Below are 19552 nucleotides of genomic sequence, written 5' to 3' on the forward strand. Positions count from 1 at the left end.
CAAATGCCGCGCGGCGACGCTGCCGCGCGCGCCGTCACACGTGCCAGAGCGGCCCTTCCTGCATCGCGCCGATCTGCTCGCGCAGCTCGAGTACGCGTGCTTCCCAGTAGCGGTGCGTGTTGAACCACGGGAACGCGGCCGGAAACGCCGGATCGTCCCAGCGGCGGGCAAGCCAGGCCGCGTAATGAATCAACCGCAGCGTGCGCAGTGCCTCGACCAGATGCAGCTCGCGCGGCTCGAATTCGCAGAAGTCCTCATAACCGGCGAGCAGGTCCGCGAGCGCGCGCGACGCGCCTTCACGATCGCCCGGCAGCAGCAGCCACAGGTCCTGCACCGCGGGCGCCATCCGGCTGTCGTCGAAGTCAACGAAATGCGGGCCCGCGTCGGTCCACAGCACGTTGCTCGGATGGCAGTCGCCGTGCGTGCGCAGCAGGCGGATGTCGCCTGCGCGCTCGAACGCAGCCTCGACGCCTTCCAGCGCGAGCGCGACCGCCGTCTCGTAGGCGGGCCGAACATCGTCGGGAAGAAAGTCGTGCGCGAGCAGGTAATCGCGCGGCTCGTAGCCGAAGGTGCCGATGTCGAGCACCGGACGCGCGACGTACGGCTGCGTCGCGCCGACCGCGTGGATTCGACCGATGAAACGGCCGAGCCATTCGAGCGTGTCGCTGCGGTCGAGATCGGGCGCGCGGCCGCCGCGCCGCTCGAAGATCGAGAAGCGGAAGCCGTCGAACGCGTGGAGCGTGCGGCCGTCGAACACGCGCGCGGGCACCGCCGGAATCTCGCGCGCGGCGAGTTCGGCGACGAACGCGTGTTCTTCCAGGATCGCGTCGTCCGTCCAGCGCGCGGGCCGGTAGAACTTCGCGACGACGGGCGGGCCGTCTTCGATGCCGACCTGGTAGACGCGGTTTTCGTAGCTGTTCAGGGCGAGCAGGCGCCCGTCGGTGCGTAACCCGGCCGGCATCAGCACGCTGTCGAGCGCGTCGAGCACGCACTCGGGCGTGAGGCCGGCGAACGGCGGGCCGGCGGGAGCAGCAGGGGCGGAAGTGACGTCTTTCATGCCCCGCATTGTGCCGTCAGCCGCGCCGAAACACGAGCGTCCGGTGCGGCACGCATGCTCAGTGGAGCGCGGCGCCGGCCGGCAGCACGGATTCGCCGGTGTCGATCAGGTCCTCGAGAAAGAACGGCTCGGTGTTGAGTTCCTTCGACTCGCCCGGCACGCCCGCGTACCAGGTCACCATGGCCATGTCGCCCAGAACGCGCTGGACGATGCCGCGCGCGCCCTTCGGCACCGCGATATGGGTAGTACAGACAATCGACCCGACATGCATGATGGTTCCCCACTCTTGAAACTTTGAAACCCGGCCCGCTGGCGAGCCGGCAAATGCACGATCCGCGCCGCCCTCGCCGGGGTGTTGCGCGTGATCCCATTGTTCACGGTTTATCGAAGCGCGAAAAGAAGAAGAAGCGGGTGAAGTGCCGCGAATTCGTCGAATGTCTCCAATCAACCACTGCGTCGCGCGTGCGCTTGCACGGGCGGACACCCCCATCATACCCTGTCGAATGTGACTGTCTCCCGAATCCGGCCGGCCATGCGATGCGCACGCGAATTGCGCATTGCGCGTATCGTCTGGCCTTTGCCCCGGCCGTCAGGAGATCTCGCGTGACCGCCTCCAACGGAACCACGCCCGCGGCCGCGCGCCGCGACGCCTCCCCGCCCTATCTCGAACGCGGCTCGCGCAGCTACTGGCGCGCGAGCGTCGCGCTGCTGTTCGCCGGTTACGCGACCTTCTCGCTGCTCTACTACGTGCAACCGCTGCTGCCGGAATTCTCGGGCACGTTCGGCGTCAGCCCCGCGCAGAGCAGCCTCGCGCTGTCGTTCTCGACGGCCGCACTCGCCGTCGCCGTGTTCGTCGCGGGCTTCGTCTCGGAAGGCGTGAGCCGCCACCGGCTGATGACGGTGTCGCTGCTGCTGTCGTCGCTGCTCACGCTCGTCGCCGCATTCGCGCCGCACTGGCACCAGATGCTCGTGCTGCGCATGCTCACCGGGCTGGCGCTCGGCGGCGTGCCCGCGGTCGGCATGGCGTATCTCGCCGAGGAAGTCCGCCCGGACGGCCTCGGGCTCGCGATGGGGCTCTATGTCGGCGGCAACGCGATCGGCGGAATGGCCGGACGCGTGATCGCGGGTGTGCTGGCCGACCTGTTCACGTGGCGCATCGCGATCGGTGCAATCGGTGTGCTCGGACTCGCGTCCACGCTCGCGTTTCGCGCGCTGCTGCCGCCGTCGCGCCATTTCGCACCACGCCGCGGGCTCGGCTTCGCGCAGCATCGCGCCGCGCTCGGCCGGCATCTCGCCGGCCGCCGCGAGCTGCCCGTGCTGTTCGCGCTGGCCTTCATCCTGATGGGCGGCTTCGTCACGCTGTACAACTACGTCGGCTACCGGCTGCTCGCGCCGCCGTATTCGATGAACCAGGCAACGATCGGTGCGATTTTCGTCGTCTATCTCGTCGGCGTCGTTGCGTCGCCGCTTTCAGGGCGCATGGCCGACTCGCTCGGCCGCGGCCGCGTGCTGATCGCCAGCGTCGTCATCATGCTGGCCGGCGTCGCGCTGACGCTGCTGCAGCCGGTCGCGGCGATCGCGTTCGGCATCGCATGCGTGACGTTCGGCTTCTTCGCCGGGCATTCGACCGCAAGCGGCTGGGTCGGCCGCCTCGCGACGCGGGGCAAGGGCCAGGCCGCCGCGCTGTACCTGCTGTCCTACTATCTCGGCTCGAGCATCGTCGGCTCGCTCGGCGGACGCTTCTGGAGCGCGTATGGCTGGCCGGGCGTCGCAGCACTGGTCGCCACGCTGCTCGCGAACGGGCTCGCCGCTGCCGCGTGGCTGCGCATGCGCGAACGCCGCGGCGCCGCGTGACCTTGTTCGGTCGTTCGCGCGACGGCGGTGGCGTCATGCCGCCAGTGCGGCAGTTGCGCTGGCAGTTGCGCTGAATGGCCGCCTTGCGGTACCGTTGACGCTCATTCGCGTTCAAGCGCCTTTCGACACGATGCATCCGCTCACGTCCGCTCTCGCAAAATCCCGGCCGCAGTTCGACTCGCGGCCGCAGGCGTGCGCGCATCCGTCGGTCCTTCCTCCTCCTGTCGCACCGCCGCTCGTCGGCGCCGCGCCGCCCCCGCCGGCGGCACGCGTCGGCTGACCAGCCGGCTTTCCTTTCCGTTTTCCATTCGCCCGTTTGCGGCCGTTCGTGCGTGATCACGCACGGCGCGTTGCCGCGCGCGACATGGAACGTTTCGATCCGTTCGACAGGTGGATTCACATGGTTTCGTTCAAACGCGCGCTCGCCGCGCATGGCGTGACGTCGCTCTTCGTGCTGCTGTGGAGCAGCGGCGCGATCTTCGCTGAACTCGGTCTGCGTCACGCATCCGCGTTCGTCTTTCTCACCGCACGTTTCGCGCTCGCGTCACTCGTGCTGCTCGTGCCGGCCGTCGTGCGCGGCCGCTGGCTGCCGCCACGCGGCGAGCGGCGCATGGCCGCGCTGACCGGCCTGCTGATGATGGGCGGCTATTCGATCTTCTATCTGCTCGCGCTCGAGCGCGGGATCGCGCCGGGCGTGCTCGCGACGATCCTCGGCGTGCAGCCGATCCTCACGCTCGCGATCGTCGAGCGGCGCTGGCAGCCGATGCGCATCGCCGGGCTCGGGCTGTCGTTGGGCGGCCTCGCGCTCGTCGTGTGCCGCGGCGTGGGCGGCGCCGGCCTGCCGATCATCGGCGTCGCGTGCGCGCTCACGGCACTCGTCGCGCTGACCGTCGGCTCGCTGCTGCAAAAACGCGCGCGGGCGGCGCCCGCCGACGTGCTGCCGCTCCAGAACGCGATCGGCCTCGCGCTGTGCGCGGCGGTCCTGCCGTTCCGGCCGATCTCGGTCGAAGTCGGCTGGGCGCTCGTCGTGCCGCTGCTGTGGCTCGGCATCGTGATCTCGGTGATCGCGCAGTTGCTGTTCTACCGATTGATGCAGCGCGGCGATCTCGTCAACGTGACGAGCCTGTTCTATCTCGTGCCCGTCGTCACCACGCTGATGGACGCGGTCTGGCTCGGCAACCGGCCTGAACCGCTCGCGCTCGCCGGCATGGGGGCGATCGTCGCGGGGCTCGCGCTCGTGTTCCGCACGCCGGCCGTTCGCGCGCAACCCGACCGCGCGTAAGCGGACGGAGCGCCGTACCCGCGGGTGCGGCGCTCCGGATCGAACACGTACGACGTATCTGCACAAAACGAAAGGAACGGGAAAGACTTGCGCAAGGCGTTCGTCTTGTTCGCGGGAAAAATGCGGAATTCCCCGGGTTTTCCGCATACTTTTAATGGTTCGGATAGCGAAAAACGCCGCGAGGTTGCCTATACTCGAACTGTCGCCCCGCTCGCAATCGGGTCGGCACAACATGAGAAATGCCCGGCATCGGGGCGGGAACAGGCGCGTGCCTGCGCCGGCCGACTATGGAGACACGCATGACGACCTATTTCACGATCGGCGACTTCATCCTGTTGATTCCGATGGCGCTGGCCGGAGCGCTATTTCTCGGCGCGGTGCCGTGCGCAACCGAATTCCGCCACAACCTGCTGCGCGTGCTCGGCGTCATCCTCGGCGTCGGCGTTGCGGTATTGCTCGTCGAAGGCCTGCCTGCGCTGATCTAGCGACGCATTTGCGCGCCGGTCACATCGCTGTATCGCAGCGACGCGAGGGCGTTCGTGTGCGTGTTGCGATACGGCATGCGATCGTTCGCATCCCGTATCGACTGTCGTTGCTGCCGGTCAGATCGCCTGATCGGTGGACGGCTTTTCCCACAGATTGATGCCGCCTTCGGTCGCGTAGCGATCGATCTCCGCAAGTTCGTCGGCCGAGAATTCGAGGTTCTTCAGCGCGCCGACGTTTTCACGCACCTGCTCCGCGCGGCTCGCGCCGATCAGCGCGGACGTCACGCGGCCATTGCGCAGCACCCACGCAAGCGCCATCTGCGCGAGACTTTGCCCGCGCCGCTCCGCGATGCCGTTGAGCTTGCGCACGTGCTCGAGGTTGTCCGCGCTCAGGTGATCCTGTTTCAGCGACCCGCCGCCCGGCTTGTTCACCCGCGCATCGACCGGCACGCCGTTCAGGTACTTCGACGTCAGCAGCCCCTGCGCGAGCGGCGTGAACGCGATGCTGCCCGTGCCGATCTCGTCGAGCGTGCCGAGCAGATCCTGCTCGATCCAGCGGTTCAGCATGTTGTACGACGGCTGATGGATCAGCAGCGGCACCTTGTATTGCGCGAGCAACTCGGCCATCTCGCGCGTCTTCGCGGCCGAGTAGGACGAGATGCCGATGTACAGCGCCTTGCCCTGCTGCACGGCCGATGCGAGCGCGCCGGCCGTTTCCTCGAGCGGCGTGTGCGCGTCGAAGCGATGCGAATAGAAGATGTCGACGTAGTCGAGGCCCATCCGCTGCAGGCTCTGGTCGAGGCTCGCGAGCACGTACTTGCGCGACCCGCCGCCGCTGCCGTACGGCCCCGGCCACATATCCCAGCCGGCCTTCGTCGAGATCAGCAGCTCGTCGCGGTACGGCCGGAAATCTTCCTTCAGCAGCCGGCCGAAGTTGGTTTCGGCACTGCCGTACGGCGGCCCGTAGTTGTTCGCGAGGTCAAAGTGATTGATGCCGAGGTCGAACGCGGTGCGCAGGATGTCGCGCTGCGTCGCGATCGGCGTCGAGTCGCCAAAGTTGTGCCACAGGCCGAGCGACAGGGCGGGCAGTTTGAGCCCGGATTTGCCGCAGGTGCGGTATTGCATGTCGGCATAACGTTCGGAAGCTGCTTCGTAGGCCATGGGTCGGTTCCGTCAGGACGTCGGGGAAGGGACGCGCGCCGCACGCGAACATCGCGCGCCGACGGCGAAGGAAACACACGACGGCTATGGTAGCGAACGCGGCGCGAGCACGCACGGCAATGGACGCGACCGCGCGCGTCGCCTACACTGCGGCGTCTCGAATCACCGTTACAGCGAGGTTGGTATGTCCCGGGTCATCTCGGTTGCACTGCTCGTCGGCGGCGTCGTGCTGCTGTATTTCGGCGGCCAGTCGTTCCATTCGATCAACGACAACATGTCGCGCTTCTTCACCGGCTCGCCCGCCACGAAAACGATCCTGCTGATCGCCGGCGGCGCTGTCGCCTCGCTGATCGGCCTGATCGGCCTCGCGATGCCGCCTAGCAAGCGCTGATCGCGCAGCGGTGCGGCTCATGACGGGCCCGCGTCGCGCGAACGCGCCACGCAAAATGCAACGGGCGGCCGAGGCCGCCCGTTTCTTCATCCGCCCGCACAGCGCCGCATCGGGCCATCGGCGCGGCTGCGTCGCCGCCCCGAAGCACTGCTAGAACTGCACTTCCGGCTTCGTCGCCGAACGCGTGCCCGGCACCGGCCGGTTGCTCACGCCGTGATACGTGTAGACGAGCGAGAACTTCACCTGGTCGGAGCGGTTCTGCCCCGCCGAATGCAGCGTGTTGCAGTGGAAGAACACGACGTCGCCCGTCTGGAGCGGCGGACAGGTTGCCGCGTCGATCATCTTGCGGTTCTCCGGCAGGTCGCTGCGGAAGAACTTCGCGTCGTCGAACGCTTCGGGCCCGAATTCGGCCGTGTGCGACCCCGGTACCAGCCAGAGCGCGCCGTTTTCGTTCGTTTCCGGTCCGAGCGCGAGCCACACCGACACCATGTCGGCACGTTCGAACGACCAGTAGCGGAAGTCGCGATGCCAGCCCGTCAGGCTTCCGTACGCGGGATGCTTCGTCATCATGCAGTTGTGATGCGCGCACGACAGCACCGGCTGCTCGCCGAAGTACTCACGCATCCACGCGCCGATTTCGGGCGCGATCGCGCGCTCGGCAAACGCCGGATCGCGCGTGTAGGCGTCCAGCAGCCGCCGCACCGTATGCCCGCCCGGCGCATGCTTCGACTCCGGCGCGCCCGGGTAGCGCAAATCCGCCTCGAACTCGATCGGCTCCGCCGCTTCCTGCAACTGGCGCTCCGCGATGCGCTTGAGCGCCGCGCACTGCGCTTCGCTGACGAGGCCGCGCGCAACGACGAAACCGCGTTCGAGCAATTCCGCGACTTGCGCGCGGATCGATTCCGACTGCAATGGAGACGACATGGGATGCCAGACGTTTATTGGTGTGAATGTGACGATTGTAAATCGGCGCCGGATTCCGCGAACAGCGCCATTGTCGTGCGCAGGGGCATGCCAATCGCCGATTTGATCTGGCGCAAGGGAACTGTGCGGCGCGGCGCGAGCCTCAGCGACAGGCGGTATGCGGCGACTCGCTTGCGGCACAAGGGTTTATCGCGACTTTTGCGCGTCATGAAACCCCTGTAGCCTGTCGCGGCCTGTCAATTCTGGCGGGCGCGGCGCGCGACGACTTTCGGTAAGATCCGTTGCGCCATCCGAGGCCGTTCATACCAGTGTGCTCTTCAAGGGCGCCATCCATACAAGCGAAGCATCGTTCACATGCCATTCCGTCTGACTTCCCGTCTCAGCCGCGCTGCGAAGCGCGTCGTGCCGTCCGCTCCCGCCCGCTCGCTGCGCCATCACCGCGCCCGCGCGCAGGCGCTCGCCGAGCACACGCACGCGCACAGCCGGCTGGACGGCATCCGCGCGTGGTTCCACGCGTTCTTCTCGATGATGAGCGCGCAGACGTTCGCACGCCGCGCCGGCCTGCGCTCGCTGCTGCAAAAGCCGTCGTCGCTGCGCGCGCTCGCGCTGCGCCGCACGCTCGGCCCGCAGCGCCGCATCAACCGCCCGCGCCGCCTCGCGGCCAGCAACGGGTGGTTCGGTTTCAGCGCACGCTGAACCTGAACCCCCGCGCCGGCGCGCCGTACCCGCCACGCGCGCCGCCATCTCGCCGGCGCGCGACACGCATAAAAAAAACCCCGGCATGCCGGGGTTTTTCGTTTCTGGCGGACGACGCTTACGCGACGCGTGCCGTCGGCTCCACGCCGGCCGCTTCGGCCAGCGCGAGTGCCTTGTCGGTTGCTTCCCACGAGAATTCCGGCTCTTCGCGGCCGAAGTGGCCGTAAGCTGCCGTCTTCTCGTAGATCGGGCGCAGCAGGTCGAGCATCTTGATGATGCCCTTCGGACGCAGGTCGAAATGCTCGCGCACGAGCTTCGTGATCACCGCATCCGACACGCGGCCCGTGCCGAACGTGTTGACCATCACCGAGGTCGGCTCGGCGACGCCGATCGCGTACGACACCTGGATCAGCGCGCGCGATGCGAGGCCTGCCGCGACGATGTTCTTCGCGACGTAGCGGCCGGCATACGCTGCCGAACGGTCGACCTTCGACGGATCCTTGCCCGAGAACGCGCCGCCGCCGTGCGGTGCGGCACCGCCGTAGGTATCGACGATGATCTTGCGGCCCGTCAGGCCGCAATCGCCCTGCGGGCCGCCGATCACGAACCGGCCGGTCGGGTTCACCAGGAACTTGATGTCGCCCTTGATCAGGTCGGCCGGCAGCGTCGGCTTGATGATTTCCTCGATCACGGCCTCGCGCAGTGCCGGCAGTTCGATGTCCGGTGCGTGCTGCGTCGACAGCACGACGGTGTCGATCGAATCCGGGCGGCCATCGACGTAGCGGACCGTCACCTGCGACTTCGCGTCCGGACGCAGCCATTGCAGGCGACCGTCGCGGCGCAGGCTGGCCTGGCGCTCGACCAGACGGTGCGACAAGTAGATCGGCAGCGGCATCAGTTCCGGCGTTTCGTCGCAGGCGTAACCGAACATCAGGCCCTGGTCGCCCGCGCCTTGATCGAGGTTGTCGTCATGTGCGCGGTCGACGCCTTGCGCGATGTCCGGCGACTGCTTGTCGTACGCGACGAGCACCGCGCAACCCTTGTAGTCGATGCCGTAGTCGGTGTTGTCGTAGCCGATGCGCTTGATCGTGTCGCGCGCGATCTGGATGTAATCGATGTTGGCCGTCGTGGTGATTTCACCAGCCAGAACGACTAGACCCGTGTTGCACAGCGTTTCGGCTGCAACGCGGGAGTATTTGTCCTGCTCGAGGATGGCGTCGAGAATCGCGTCCGAGATTTGGTCCGCGACCTTGTCCGGATGGCCTTCGGAGACGGATTCGGACGTGAAGAGATAATCGTTTGCCACTTTTTCAGGCTCCTGTGTGGTTACGGTTGGTTTCACGTAGCCAGCTTCGTTGGGCCTGAAGCGGCGACGCTTTAGCGGATTACCAGGACCGGGCAGCGCGCTTCGCGCCAGCCGGCTTCGCCCCGCAAGTTGTCAGTTAACTCGGCGAAGCCCGTATTATAGCGGCTTTCGTGAATTGTCACAGAGCGCCACCCGTGCTGCATCGTCCGCTGTCCTACCCCCCTGTTCGCAACGTGCCGGCCAGCCGGCCCCACGGAGATTCCGCATGCTAGGCCGCCTCGGCACGCACCTCGCCATCGGCTTGCTGAAGCTGCTCGCCCTGCTGCCGTATGGCTTGACCGCACGGTTCGGCGACGGCCTCGGCTGGCTGCTGTACCAGATTCCCAGCCGGCGAAAGCGCATCGTACATACCAATCTGAAACTCTGCTTCCCCGACTGGAGCGACGAACGGCGCGAGGAAGTGGCGGGCCTGCATTTCCGTCACGCGATCCGCAGCTACGTCGAGCGCAGCGTCCAGTGGTTCGGCTCCGAGAGGAAGCTCGCGAAGCTGATCCAGGTCGACAGTGCGGTCGATCTCACCGATCCCGATCTGCCCCCGACCTTGTTCCTGGGCCTGCATTTCGTCGGCATCGAAGCCGGCTCGATCTGGCTGAACCGCTCGCTGCAGCGTCGCTGCGGATCGCTGTACCAGCCGTTCTCGAATGCCGTGCTCGAGGAAGAGGCGAAGAAGGCGCGCGGGCGTTTCGATGCCGAGATGGTCGGCCGGGCGGACAGCGCGCGCGTCGTGCTGCGCTGGTTGCGCGACCGCAAGCCGGTGATGCTCGGCGCGGACATGGACTATGGTCTGCGCAATTCGACGTTCGTACCCTTCTTCGGCGTGCCCGCGTGCACGCTGACGGCCGTCGGCCGGCTCGCGAAGACGGGCCGCGCGCAGGTCGTGCCGTTCATCGGCGAGGTGCTGCCGAACTACAAGGGCTATCGGCTGAAGGTGTTCAAGCCGTGGGATCACTACCCGACCGGCGACGACGATCTCGACGCGCGGCGGATGAACGAATTCCTGGAGGAACAGATTCCGCTGATGCCCGAGCAGTATTACTGGGTCCACAAGCGCTTCAAGACGCGCCCGCCCGGCGAGCCGAGCCTTTATTGAGTCGAGCGGGGCCGCGAGCGCGCCGTCAAACGCGCGCCCGCGCCCTCGCCACCTTCGGCACGCCTTTCGCGCGTGCCTGCCACAGATCGTAGGCCGACTGCTGCGCGAGCCACAGATCGGCCTTCCCGCCGTTTTCCTCACCGAGCCACGCTTCGAGACGCAGTGCCATTTCAGGCGAAATGCCGGCGTGACCGTGCAGGATGCGCGACAGTGCCGCCCGCGTGACGCCGAGCTGCGCGGCGGCTTCGGTCACGGTCAGGCGGAGCGCCGGCAAAATGTCGTCACGCAGCGTTTCGCCCGGATGGGGCGGATTGAAGATGCGAGTCATGGCGTTGAATGACCTCAGTGATAGTCTTGATAGTTGACCAGGACGACATCGGGCCCCTCGAACCTGAACGTCAGGCGCCAGTTGACGCTCACGCTCACCGAGTAGTAACCCTCCATCCCGCCGGCGAGGCGGTGAAGGCGCCAGCCCGGCACGTTCATGTCGAGCGGCTGACTCGCCATGTCGAGACGAGCAAGCTGGCGCCGCAACCGCGAGGCATGATCCGGCCGGATGCCCGCCTTGCTCCCGTTCGTGAAAAACGCCTCCAGCCCCTTGTGCTGCCATGACTTGATCATGGGCCTCCCATACTTGCGTGCGATATCGATGGCATGGCCCACATGGCGTATAGCCTGACTATACGAATCGCCCGATTGAGTTGTCAATTCGACCGGTACGAAAACACGCACGCGGTTCGTCCCGTGCGTAGGCAAAGCCCGGACGCATGCCGCCGGATTCACTCGCCCTGGCAACGCCCGCCACACCGCACCGCCTCAATCTGCCGACTCGTCGCCCGCGCGACCAGTCGGCCGATCGGCCGACCTCTTCCGGCTCCGCCGCCCGAACGACACCCGCCGCGCCGCCCGAGCAGGACGCCCCTGTCGGCTGCATGTATCATTTGCGGTTGAGATCAGCACGACGAACGACGGCGCCCGACATGACGGCATGCCGCGTCCGTCGTGCCGACCGCCTTGTTCGCCATGGAATTCCGGACCCAGTGAAACTCTCGTTCACCAAGATGCACGGCGCGGGCAACGACTTCGTCGTGCTCGACGGCTATTCGCGCGCGTTGCCGCCGCTCACCGAAGCGCAGGTACGCGCACTCGCCAACCGACACTTCGGCATCGGCGCCGACCAGTTGCTGGTCGTCGAGAAACCGACCGCCGACAACGCGGATTTCAAGTACCGGATCTTCAATTGCGACGGCGGCGAGGTCGAACACTGCGGCAACGGCGCGCGCTGCTTCGTGAAGTTCGTCAGCGACCGCGGCCTGACCGACAAGCGCAGCGTGCGCGTGCAGGTGATGAAGGGCCTGATCACGCTGACGATGCAGGACAACGGTGAAGTCGTCGTCGACATGGGCGCGCCCGTGTTCGTGCCGGCGCAGGTACCGTTCGACGCAGCGGGGCTCGACGGCCGCACCGAGGGCCACGACACGCTGTGGCCGCTCGACGTCGGCGGCGCGACGCGCTGGATCTCGACGGTGTCGATGGGCAACCCGCACGCGGTGCGGATCGTCGACGATGCCGAAGCGTATCCGGTGCTCGAAGAAGGCCCGCTGATCGAGCGCCACGCCCGCTTCCCGCAGCGCGTGAACGCCGGCTTCATGCAGATCGTGTCGCGCAGCGAAGTGAAACTGCGCGTGTACGAACGCGGTGCGGGCGAGACGCTCGCGTGCGGCACCGGCGCATGCGCGGCGGTGGCGGCCGGCATCCGGCGCGGCCTGCTCGATTCGCCGGTGACCGTTCACACGCACGGCGGCACGCTGACGATCAGCTGGGACGGCGCGCGCGACGAAACCGCCGCGCTGATGATGGCCGGGCCCGCCGCAACCGTGTTCGAAGGCGAGATCGACCTGAACGTCTGACCCTGCAACGTCATTGATAACTGAACGCTCCAGCCACATGAACGATCGCGAAGTCGCCGACTACCTGCTCGCCAATCCCGAATTCTTCGCGCGGCACGCCGAGCTGCTCGCGACGATCCGCCTCGCGAACCCGCACGGCAAGGCCGCGATCTCGCTGCAGGAGCGGCAGATGGAGATGCTGCGCGACAAGAACAAGCATCTCGAGCGCCGGCTCGCCGAGCTCGTGCGCTACGGCCACGAGAACGACAGCCTGTCCGCGAAGTTCAGCCGCTGGACCGCGCGCGTGATCGCGGAACGCGACCCGTACGCGCTGCCGCGCACGATCGCCGAAGGCATCGCCGACGTGTTCGACGTGCCGCAAACGGCACTGCGCGTGTGGGATGTCGCCGACACCTATGCGCAGGCCGATTTCGCGCGCCAGGTCGGCGAGGAAGTGCGCCTGTTTACGAACGGGTTGTCGACGCCGTACTGCGGCGCGAACACCGGCTTCGAGGCCGCGCAGTGGCTCGCGCCCACGGTCGCCGCCTCGGCCGCGAATGCGACGGATGGCGTGGAAGCCGCGCCGCCGGCCGGTGACAGCGCGGCCACGTCGGTCGCACTGCTCGCGCTGCGCGCGCCGCTCGCCGGCATCGATGCGCCCGCGTTCGGCCTGCTCGTGCTCGGCTCGCCCGATCCGCGCCGCTTCCACGACGGGATGGCGACCGACTTCCTCGCGCAGATCGCGACGCTCGCGAGCGCCGCGCTCACGCGCCTGCTGCCGCACTGATCTCGCGCCCGCGATGACCGACGATCCGATCGCCGCCTACCTGTCGAACCTGAAGCACGTCAGGCAGCTGTCGGAACACACGCTGCGGGCGTACACGCACGAACTCGACGAACTGAAGAAGCTCGCCGCCGGCCGGCCGCTCGACGCGCTGACGGCCGCCGACATGCGCGGTGCGGTCGCGCGCGCGCATGCGGGCGGACTGTCCGCGCGCTCGATCTCGCACCGGCTGTCCGCATGGCGCGCGTTCTACCGCTGGCTCGCGCAACGCATCGAGATGCCCGCAAACCCGGTCGCCGCGGTGCGTGCGCCGAAGCGTCCGAAAACCCTGCCGAAGGCGCTGTCGGTCGACGATGCCTCGGCATTGATGGACGCGCCGCTCGCCGGCACGACCGAAGGCATCCGCGATCACGCGATCCTCGAACTGTTCTATTCGTCGGGGCTGCGCCTCGCCGAACTGGTCGGGCTCGACGTCATGTACACGCAGGCCGACGGCTACCGCTCGGCCGGCTGGCTCGATCTCGCCGAAGCCGAAGTCACCGTGCTCGGCAAGGGCAACAAGGAACGCAAGGTGCCGGTCGGCCGCAAGGCGATCGACGCGCTGAACGCGTGGCTCGCGGTGCGCAGCGAATTCGTGAAGCACGACCCGCATCCGCTGTTCGTGTCCGTGCGCGGCAACCGGATGGCGCCGGGCGTCGTGCGCGACCGCGTGAAACGCGCGGCGCTCGCCGCGGGCATTCCCGCCAACGTCCACCCGCACGTGCTGCGCCATTCGTTCGCGACGCACATGCTGCAGTCGAGCGGCGACCTGCGCGCGGTGCAGGAACTGCTCGGCCACGCGAGCGTCGCCGCGACGCAGGTCTATACGTCGCTCGACTTCCAGCATCTCGCGAAGATTTACGACAGCGCGCATCCGCGCGCGAAGAAGCGCGACTGACGCGCGTCCCGCGTTACCCGCCGCGCGCGGCGACCGGCAACGGCCGGCTTCGCGCACGGCCCATTTCGATCTCATCATGCAAACCGTCACACTCAAACCGTCCAAGGAAAAATCGCTGCTGCGCCGGCATCCGTGGATCTATGCCAATGCGATCGATCGCGTCGACGGCAAGCCCGCGCCGGGCGCGACCGTGGTCGTGCGCGCGCACGACGGCCGCTTCCTCGCACGCGGCGCGTACAGCCCGCAGTCGCAGATCCGCGTGCGCGTGTGGAGCTTCGACGAGAACGAGCCGATCGACCACGCATTCTTCAAGCGCCGCGTGCAGCGCGCGGTCGCGCACCGCACGACGATGGTGTCGGGCACGGGCGCCGTGCGGCTCGTGTTCGGCGAAGCCGACGGGCTGCCGGGGCTGATCGTCGACTACTACATCGCGGACACGGCCGAACAGGGCGCCACGCCGCGCGGCCAGCTCGTGTGCCAGTTCATGGCCGCGGGCGTCGAAGCCTGGAAGGACGCGATCGTCGCGGCGCTCAGCGGCGCGACTGGCTGCCCGAACGTGTACGAACGCTCCGACGTGTCGATCCGCGACAAGGAAGGGCTCGAGCAGACGACCGGCGTGCTCGCCGGCGACGCGCCGCCCGCCACGCTGATCGCGAACGAAAACGGCGTGCGGTATCACGTCGACGTGCCGAACGGCCACAAGACGGGCTTCTACGTCGACCAGCGCGACAACCGCGCGCTCGTCGCGCAATACGCGGACGGCCGCGACGTGCTCAACTGCTTCTGCTACACCGGCGGCTTCTCGCTCGCGGCGCTCAAGGGCGGCGCGAAACGCGTCGTGTCGATCGACTCGTCGGGCGATGCGCTCGCGCTCGCGCAGCAGAACGTCGTGGCGAACGGCTTCGATGCCGAACGCGCGACCTGGCTCGACGCGGACGCGTTCAAGACGCTGCGCCGCCTCGTCGACGAAGGCGAACGTTTCGACCTGATCGTGCTCGATCCGCCGAAGTTCGCCCCGACCCGCGACAGCGTCGAGCGCGCGTCACGCGCGTACAAGGACATCAACCTGAGCGGCTTCAAGCTGCTGCGCCCGGGCGGCCTGCTGTTCACATACTCGTGCTCGGGCGCGATCGACATGGACTTGTTCCAGAAGATCGTCGCGGGCGCGGCGGCCGACGCGAAGGTCGACGCACGGATCCTGAAGCGGCTCGGCGCGGGCGTCGACCATCCGCTGCTTGCCGCGTTCCCGGAAGGCGAATATCTGAAGGGCCTGCTGTTGCAAATCGTCTGATCGCCCCGATCTACGCGCGTAACCGTCCGCCGGCCGCACCCTCGCACCCGGCGGATTCGCACTCCCGCCTGTCGTCCGGACGACGGGCGAGGGCTTGACAGGTATGTTTCAATGGATGGTTGTGCGCCCCGGCTCGCGAGCCGAAGGCGCGACGCACACATCCTGGTTTTGACCCCGATTCACGAACCACAGGCGACCGACATGGCCACTCCCGTCACCATCCTTACCGGCTTCCTCGGCAGCGGCAAGACGACGCTGCTCAAGCGCATCCTGAACGAACAGCACGGCATGAAGATCGCCGTGATCGAGAACGAATTCGGCGAAGAGAACATCGATAACGAGATCCTCGTTCAGGACACGAAAGAGCAGATCATCCAGATGAGCAACGGCTGCATCTGCTGCACGATCCGCGGCGACCTCGCACGCGCGCTGGGCGACCTGGCCGCGAAGAAGCGCGACGGCAAGCTCGACTTCGACCGCATCGTGATCGAAACCACCGGCCTCGCGAATCCGGGCCCCGTCGCGCAGACCTTCTTCATCGACAGCGAGATCGCCGACGATTTCCTGCTCGACGCCGTCATCACGCTGGTCGACGCGAAGCATGCGAACGCGCAGCTCGACGAACATGAAGTGGTGCAGCGCCAGGTCGGCTTCGCCGATCGCCTGTTCATCACGAAGTCGGACCTCGTCGACGACCAGACGGTGGCGGGCCTCAAGCACCGTCTGATGCACATGAACCCGAAGGCGACGATCAAGGTCGTGAATTTCGGCGAAGCCGACATCAAGGAAATCTTCGACCTGCGCGGCTTCAACCTGAACGCGAAGCTCGAGATCGACCCCGACTTCCTCGCCGAAGACGATCACGCGCATCACCACCACGATCACGACCATGATCACGATCACGCCAATTGCGACCACGATCACGGTCAATGCGCGCACGATCACGATCATGGCCACCACCACGCGCACCATGACGACAAGATCAAGTCGTTCGTGTATCGCAACGACCGCCCGTTCGACCCGAACAAGCTGGAAGACTTCCTCGGCGGCATCCTGCAGATCTACGGCGAACGGATGCTGCGCTACAAGGGCGTGCTGTACATGAAGGGCGTCGATCGCAAGGTCGTGTTCCAGGGCGTGCACCAGATGATGGGCAGCGACCTCGCCGCGAAGTGGCTGCCGGCCGAGAAGAAGACCAACAAGATGGTGTTCATCGGCGTCGACCTGCCGCAGGACCTGATCACCGACGGCCTCGACGCCTGCCTCGCCTGACGCGCGCGGGCAACCGTTGCGCCCCCTTCCCGCACGGCCGTCTCGCAGGCGGCGGCTGCGGCCGCGGGGCGCCTTTTCCGGGCAGGGTTTCGCCGTCATCGCTTTTTCGCGATTTGCGCGTTATATTTTCTAGATATTGGCGCAGCCGACGGGGATCGACCCGATACGGCGCCCGCTTGCGATTCAGTTACAATACGTGCCCGCTGGAGTACGGCAATAACAGGCCCGGTTCTTGCTGAACCATTAATCCGGGCATCGCAACCGCGCCGGATCGCCCATCCGCCACCCGGCCGCGGCCGATGCGATCTGCCGCGCAGCACCGGTTCGCCGCGCGCGCAAATCCGCGCCAGGCCTATCCTGGTATTTGAGAACCGGTTTTCCAGAGGCTTTCGGCCCCGCGGCGGCAAATCGCAAATGATTGCAAGCGCAGTTGCGGGTAATCCCAAAGTGCAGGCAATATCTCTTGATTTGCCGCACATTGAAGAAGCAAGCAGATGACGAAGAAACTCTTGACCGAAGCCGAAATCCTGAAGATGAGCGACAAGGATTACATGAATGAGGATCAGCTCGCCTTCTTCAAAAATCGGCTCGAACAGTTGCAGGCGGACATCCTCAAGAACGCAGGCCAGACGACCGAGAACCTGCGCGAGACGGTGATCGTGCCCGATCCCGCCGATCGCGCGACGATCGAGGAAGAGCACGCGCTCGAGCTTCGCACGCGCGATCGCGAACGCAAGCTCCTCAAGAAGGTTCAGCAGTCGCTCGCCCGCATCGATTCCGGCGATTACGGCTGGTGCGAGGAAACCGGCGAACCGATCGGCATCCCGCGCCTGCTCGCGCGCCCGACGGCCACGCTGTCGCTCGAGGCGCAAGAGCGCCGCGAGCTGCGCCAGAAGCTGTTCGGCGACTGATCGAGCGGCGTTCCGCTCCGACACGCTGCTTCCCGAAAGCGCGCGGCCTGCCGCGCGCTTTTTGTTTTTCCGGCACCGGTTCCCGTCCGGGCCGATTTGCATCCCCCTCTTGATATCCCGGCGCCCGCCCTAAAATGAAACGGACGCGCGCCGGGCCGCTCCCCGGCGCACTGCGATTCATGCGGCGGCGCCCCGCGCCGCCCGACTCTTCCCCGTTTTTCTCAAGGAACGCAGATGGAGCAATTTCACGGCACGACCATCGTTTCGGTCCGACGCGGCGACAAGGTCGCGCTCGGCGGCGACGGCCAGGTAACCCTCGGCAACATCGTCATGAAGGGTGGCGCGCGGAAAGTGCGGCGGATCTACAACAACCAGGTACTGGTCGGATTCGCGGGCGGCACCGCCGATGCGTTCTCGCTGCTCGATCGCTTCGAGGCGAAGCTCGAGAAGCACCAGGGCAACCTGACCCGCGCGGCCGTCGAGCTCGCGAAGGACTGGCGCACCGACCGGATGCTGCGCCGCCTCGAGGCGATGCTGATCACGGCCGATGCGACCACCACGCTCGTGATCACCGGCAACGGCGACGTGCTCGACCCGGAAGGCGGCATCTGCGCGATCGGTTCGGGCGGCGCGTACGCGCAGGCCGCGGCTCGCGCGCTCGCGGAGAACACCGAGCTGTCCCCGCGCGAAATCGTCGAGAAATCGCTCGCGATCGCCGGCGACATGTGCATCTACACGAACCACAACCGCATCATCGAAACGATCGAGTAAGGACCGCACCATGAGCACCATGACCCCTGCCGAGATCGTCTCGGAACTCGACAAGCACATCATCGGCCAGGCCAAGGCGAAGAAGGCCGTCGCGGTCGCGCTGCGCAACCGCTGGCGCCGCCAGCAGGTCGCCGACCCGCTGCGCCAGGAAATCACGCCAAAGAACATCCTGATGATCGGGCCGACGGGCGTCGGCAAGACCGAAATCGCACGCCGCCTCGCGAAGCTCGCCGACGCGCCGTTCATCAAGATCGAAGCGACCAAGTTCACCGAAGTCGGCTACGTCGGCCGCGACGTCGACAGCATCGTGCGCGACCTGATCGAGATCTCGGTCAAGCAGACGCGTGAATCCGAGATGCGCAAGGTGCGCAGCAAAGCGACCGACCAGGCGGAAGACCGCATCCTCGACCTCCTGCTGCCGCAACCGCGCGCGGTGGGCTTCGGCGGCAACGCCGATCACGCGAACGACGACAACAACGCGACGCGCCAGACTTTCCGCAAGCGCCTGCGCGAAGGCCAGCTCGACGACAAGGAAGTCGAGCTCGACATCGAGCAGCCGTCGGCCGGCATGGACATCATGGCGCCGCCGGGGATGGAAGAGATGACCGAGCAGATCCGCTCGATGTTCTCGAACCTCGGCAGCGGCAAGAAGCAGCGCCGCAAGGTGAAAATCAAGGAAGCGCTGAAGCTGCTGACCGACGAGGAAGCGGCGAAGATGCTCAACGACGAGGAAGTGAAGACGAAGGCGGTGCAGAACGTCGAGCAGAACGGCATCGTGTTCCTCGACGAGATCGACAAGATCACGTCGCGCAACAACGAAGGCAGCGGCGGCGAAGTGTCGCGCCAGGGCGTGCAGCGCGATCTGCTGCCGCTCGTCGAAGGCACGACGGTCAACACGAAGTACGGGATGGTGAAGACCGATCACATCCTGTTCATCGCGAGCGGCGCATTCCACCTCGCAAAGCCGAGCGACCTGATTCCGGAACTGCAGGGGCGCTTCCCGATCCGCGTCGAGCTCGACTCGCTGTCGGTGAACGATTTCGAGGCGATCCTCGTCGCGACCGACGCGAGCCTCGTCAAGCAGTACCAGGCGCTGCTCGCAACGGAAGACGTGCAGCTCGAGTTCGGCGAGGACGGCATTCGCCGCCTCGCCGAGATCGCGTATGCGGTCAACGAGAAAACCGAGAACATCGGCGCGCGCCGCCTGTACACGGTGATCGAGAAGCTGCTCGAGGAAGTGTCGTTCGCGGCCGGCAACCACGCCGGCGAGCGCGTGACGATCGACGCGAAGTATGTCGACCGTGCGCTCGGCGAAGTGTCGCAGGACGAAGACCTGTCGCGCTACGTGCTGTAACGCGCGCGGCGTCGAATGCGCAACGGGCGGCCCGGCG

General features: G+C 66.7%; 21 protein-coding genes. 14 read left to right on the forward strand and 7 right to left on the reverse strand.

Going from position 1 to position 19552, the window contains the following annotated elements; all coding sequences use genetic code 11:
* Positions 1-34: 34 nt before the first annotated feature.
* A complete protein-coding gene (locus AC1Z3W_RS35715; RefSeq protein WP_409364301.1) occupies positions 35-1057 on the reverse strand; it encodes a serine/threonine protein kinase in 1023 nt (340 codons plus the stop codon).
* A gap of 58 nt (positions 1058-1115) precedes the next feature.
* The gene (locus AC1Z3W_RS35720; protein ID WP_011353523.1) at positions 1116-1328 is read right to left on the reverse strand and encodes a hypothetical protein; all 213 of its coding nucleotides are present in this window, start codon (positions 1326-1328) and stop codon (positions 1116-1118) included.
* Positions 1329-1660: 332 nt separating this feature from the next.
* Here AC1Z3W_RS35720 and AC1Z3W_RS35725 point away from each other — a divergent pair, with 332 nt between their 5' ends.
* The 3 genes from AC1Z3W_RS35725 to AC1Z3W_RS35735 all read left to right on the forward strand — a co-directional run bounded on the left by AC1Z3W_RS35725 (position 1661) and on the right by AC1Z3W_RS35735 (position 4678).
* A complete protein-coding gene (locus tag AC1Z3W_RS35725) occupies positions 1661-2911 on the forward strand; it encodes an MFS transporter (RefSeq protein WP_057924590.1) in 1251 nt (416 codons plus the stop codon).
* 400 nt (positions 2912-3311) lie between these two features.
* On the forward strand, positions 3312-4193 hold the full coding sequence (locus AC1Z3W_RS35730; RefSeq protein WP_124833770.1) for a DMT family transporter: 882 nt from the start codon (positions 3312-3314) through the stop codon (positions 4191-4193).
* A gap of 299 nt (positions 4194-4492) precedes the next feature.
* Positions 4493-4678 carry a hypothetical protein gene (locus tag AC1Z3W_RS35735; RefSeq protein WP_011353526.1) on the forward strand — a complete coding sequence of 62 codons (186 nt, stop codon included), beginning with the start codon at positions 4493-4495 and terminating at the stop codon, positions 4676-4678.
* Positions 4679-4795: 117 nt separating this feature from the next.
* Here AC1Z3W_RS35735 and mgrA read toward each other — a convergent pair whose 3' ends face one another.
* Entirely contained in the window at positions 4796-5839 is a 1044-nt protein-coding gene (gene mgrA, locus AC1Z3W_RS35740) for an L-glyceraldehyde 3-phosphate reductase (protein WP_483509455.1), read from the reverse strand.
* Positions 5840-6023: 184 nt separating this feature from the next.
* On the opposite strand from mgrA, the gene AC1Z3W_RS35745 reads away from it, so the two are divergent.
* Complete coding sequence (locus tag AC1Z3W_RS35745) at positions 6024-6230, forward strand: DUF3185 family protein (RefSeq protein ID WP_057924822.1); 207 nt, start codon at positions 6024-6026, stop codon at positions 6228-6230.
* A 150-nt stretch (positions 6231-6380) separates the two neighbouring features.
* Here the strand turns inward: AC1Z3W_RS35745 and AC1Z3W_RS35750 are convergent, their stop codons facing one another.
* Complete coding sequence (locus AC1Z3W_RS35750; protein ID WP_124833768.1) at positions 6381-7154, reverse strand: phytanoyl-CoA dioxygenase family protein; 774 nt, start codon at positions 7152-7154, stop codon at positions 6381-6383.
* 354 nt (positions 7155-7508) lie between these two features.
* Here AC1Z3W_RS35750 and AC1Z3W_RS35755 point away from each other — a divergent pair, with 354 nt between their 5' ends.
* A complete protein-coding gene (locus AC1Z3W_RS35755; RefSeq protein WP_124833767.1) occupies positions 7509-7850 on the forward strand; it encodes a hypothetical protein in 342 nt (113 codons plus the stop codon).
* A gap of 118 nt (positions 7851-7968) precedes the next feature.
* On the opposite strand, the gene metK is transcribed toward AC1Z3W_RS35755, so the two are convergent.
* Positions 7969-9156: a methionine adenosyltransferase gene (metK, locus tag AC1Z3W_RS35760; RefSeq protein ID WP_040128500.1), complete on the reverse strand. Its 1188-nt coding sequence runs from the start codon at positions 9154-9156 to the stop codon at positions 7969-7971.
* A gap of 265 nt (positions 9157-9421) precedes the next feature.
* On the opposite strand from metK, the gene lpxL reads away from it, so the two are divergent.
* Positions 9422-10306, forward strand: coding sequence for a lauroyl acyltransferase LpxL (gene lpxL / locus AC1Z3W_RS35765; RefSeq protein WP_057924595.1), 885 nt, complete (start codon positions 9422-9424; stop codon positions 10304-10306).
* Between the two features lie 25 nt (positions 10307-10331).
* On the opposite strand, the gene AC1Z3W_RS35770 is transcribed toward lpxL, so the two are convergent.
* Both AC1Z3W_RS35770 and AC1Z3W_RS35775 read right to left on the reverse strand, forming a co-directional pair.
* On the reverse strand, positions 10332-10634 hold the full coding sequence (locus AC1Z3W_RS35770) for a HigA family addiction module antitoxin (protein WP_057924596.1): 303 nt from the start codon (positions 10632-10634) through the stop codon (positions 10332-10334).
* 14 nt (positions 10635-10648) lie between these two features.
* The gene (locus tag AC1Z3W_RS35775) at positions 10649-10927 is read right to left on the reverse strand and encodes a type II toxin-antitoxin system RelE/ParE family toxin (protein ID WP_057924597.1); all 279 of its coding nucleotides are present in this window, start codon (positions 10925-10927) and stop codon (positions 10649-10651) included.
* Positions 10928-11346: 419 nt separating this feature from the next.
* Here AC1Z3W_RS35775 and dapF point away from each other — a divergent pair, with 419 nt between their 5' ends.
* The 8 genes from dapF (at position 11347) to hslU (ending at position 19515) form a co-directional block, all read left to right on the forward strand.
* Entirely contained in the window at positions 11347-12216 is an 870-nt protein-coding gene (gene dapF / locus AC1Z3W_RS35780; RefSeq protein ID WP_483509456.1) for a diaminopimelate epimerase, read from the forward strand.
* Positions 12217-12253: 37 nt separating this feature from the next.
* The gene (locus AC1Z3W_RS35785; RefSeq protein ID WP_175825870.1) at positions 12254-12982 is read left to right on the forward strand and encodes a DUF484 family protein; all 729 of its coding nucleotides are present in this window, start codon (positions 12254-12256) and stop codon (positions 12980-12982) included.
* Between the two features lie 13 nt (positions 12983-12995).
* Positions 12996-13916 (forward strand): tyrosine recombinase XerC, encoded by a 921-nt coding sequence (gene xerC, locus AC1Z3W_RS35790; protein WP_124833764.1) that lies wholly within the window; start codon positions 12996-12998, stop codon positions 13914-13916.
* A gap of 76 nt (positions 13917-13992) precedes the next feature.
* Positions 13993-15207: a class I SAM-dependent rRNA methyltransferase gene (locus AC1Z3W_RS35795; RefSeq protein ID WP_483509457.1), complete on the forward strand. Its 1215-nt coding sequence runs from the start codon at positions 13993-13995 to the stop codon at positions 15205-15207.
* A 201-nt stretch (positions 15208-15408) separates the two neighbouring features.
* Positions 15409-16479 (forward strand): CobW family GTP-binding protein, encoded by a 1071-nt coding sequence (locus AC1Z3W_RS35800; RefSeq protein WP_124833763.1) that lies wholly within the window; start codon positions 15409-15411, stop codon positions 16477-16479.
* Positions 16480-16973: 494 nt separating this feature from the next.
* Entirely contained in the window at positions 16974-17390 is a 417-nt protein-coding gene (dksA, locus tag AC1Z3W_RS35805; RefSeq protein WP_006477498.1) for an RNA polymerase-binding protein DksA, read from the forward strand.
* 234 nt (positions 17391-17624) lie between these two features.
* A complete protein-coding gene (gene hslV / locus AC1Z3W_RS35810) occupies positions 17625-18161 on the forward strand; it encodes an ATP-dependent protease subunit HslV (protein ID WP_057924603.1) in 537 nt (178 codons plus the stop codon).
* 10 nt (positions 18162-18171) lie between these two features.
* On the forward strand, positions 18172-19515 hold the full coding sequence (hslU, locus tag AC1Z3W_RS35815) for an ATP-dependent protease ATPase subunit HslU (RefSeq protein WP_483509458.1): 1344 nt from the start codon (positions 18172-18174) through the stop codon (positions 19513-19515).
* The last annotated feature ends 37 nt before the right edge of the window (positions 19516-19552 follow it).

Source organism: Burkholderia sp. 10_S31 (assembly GCF_056930375.1).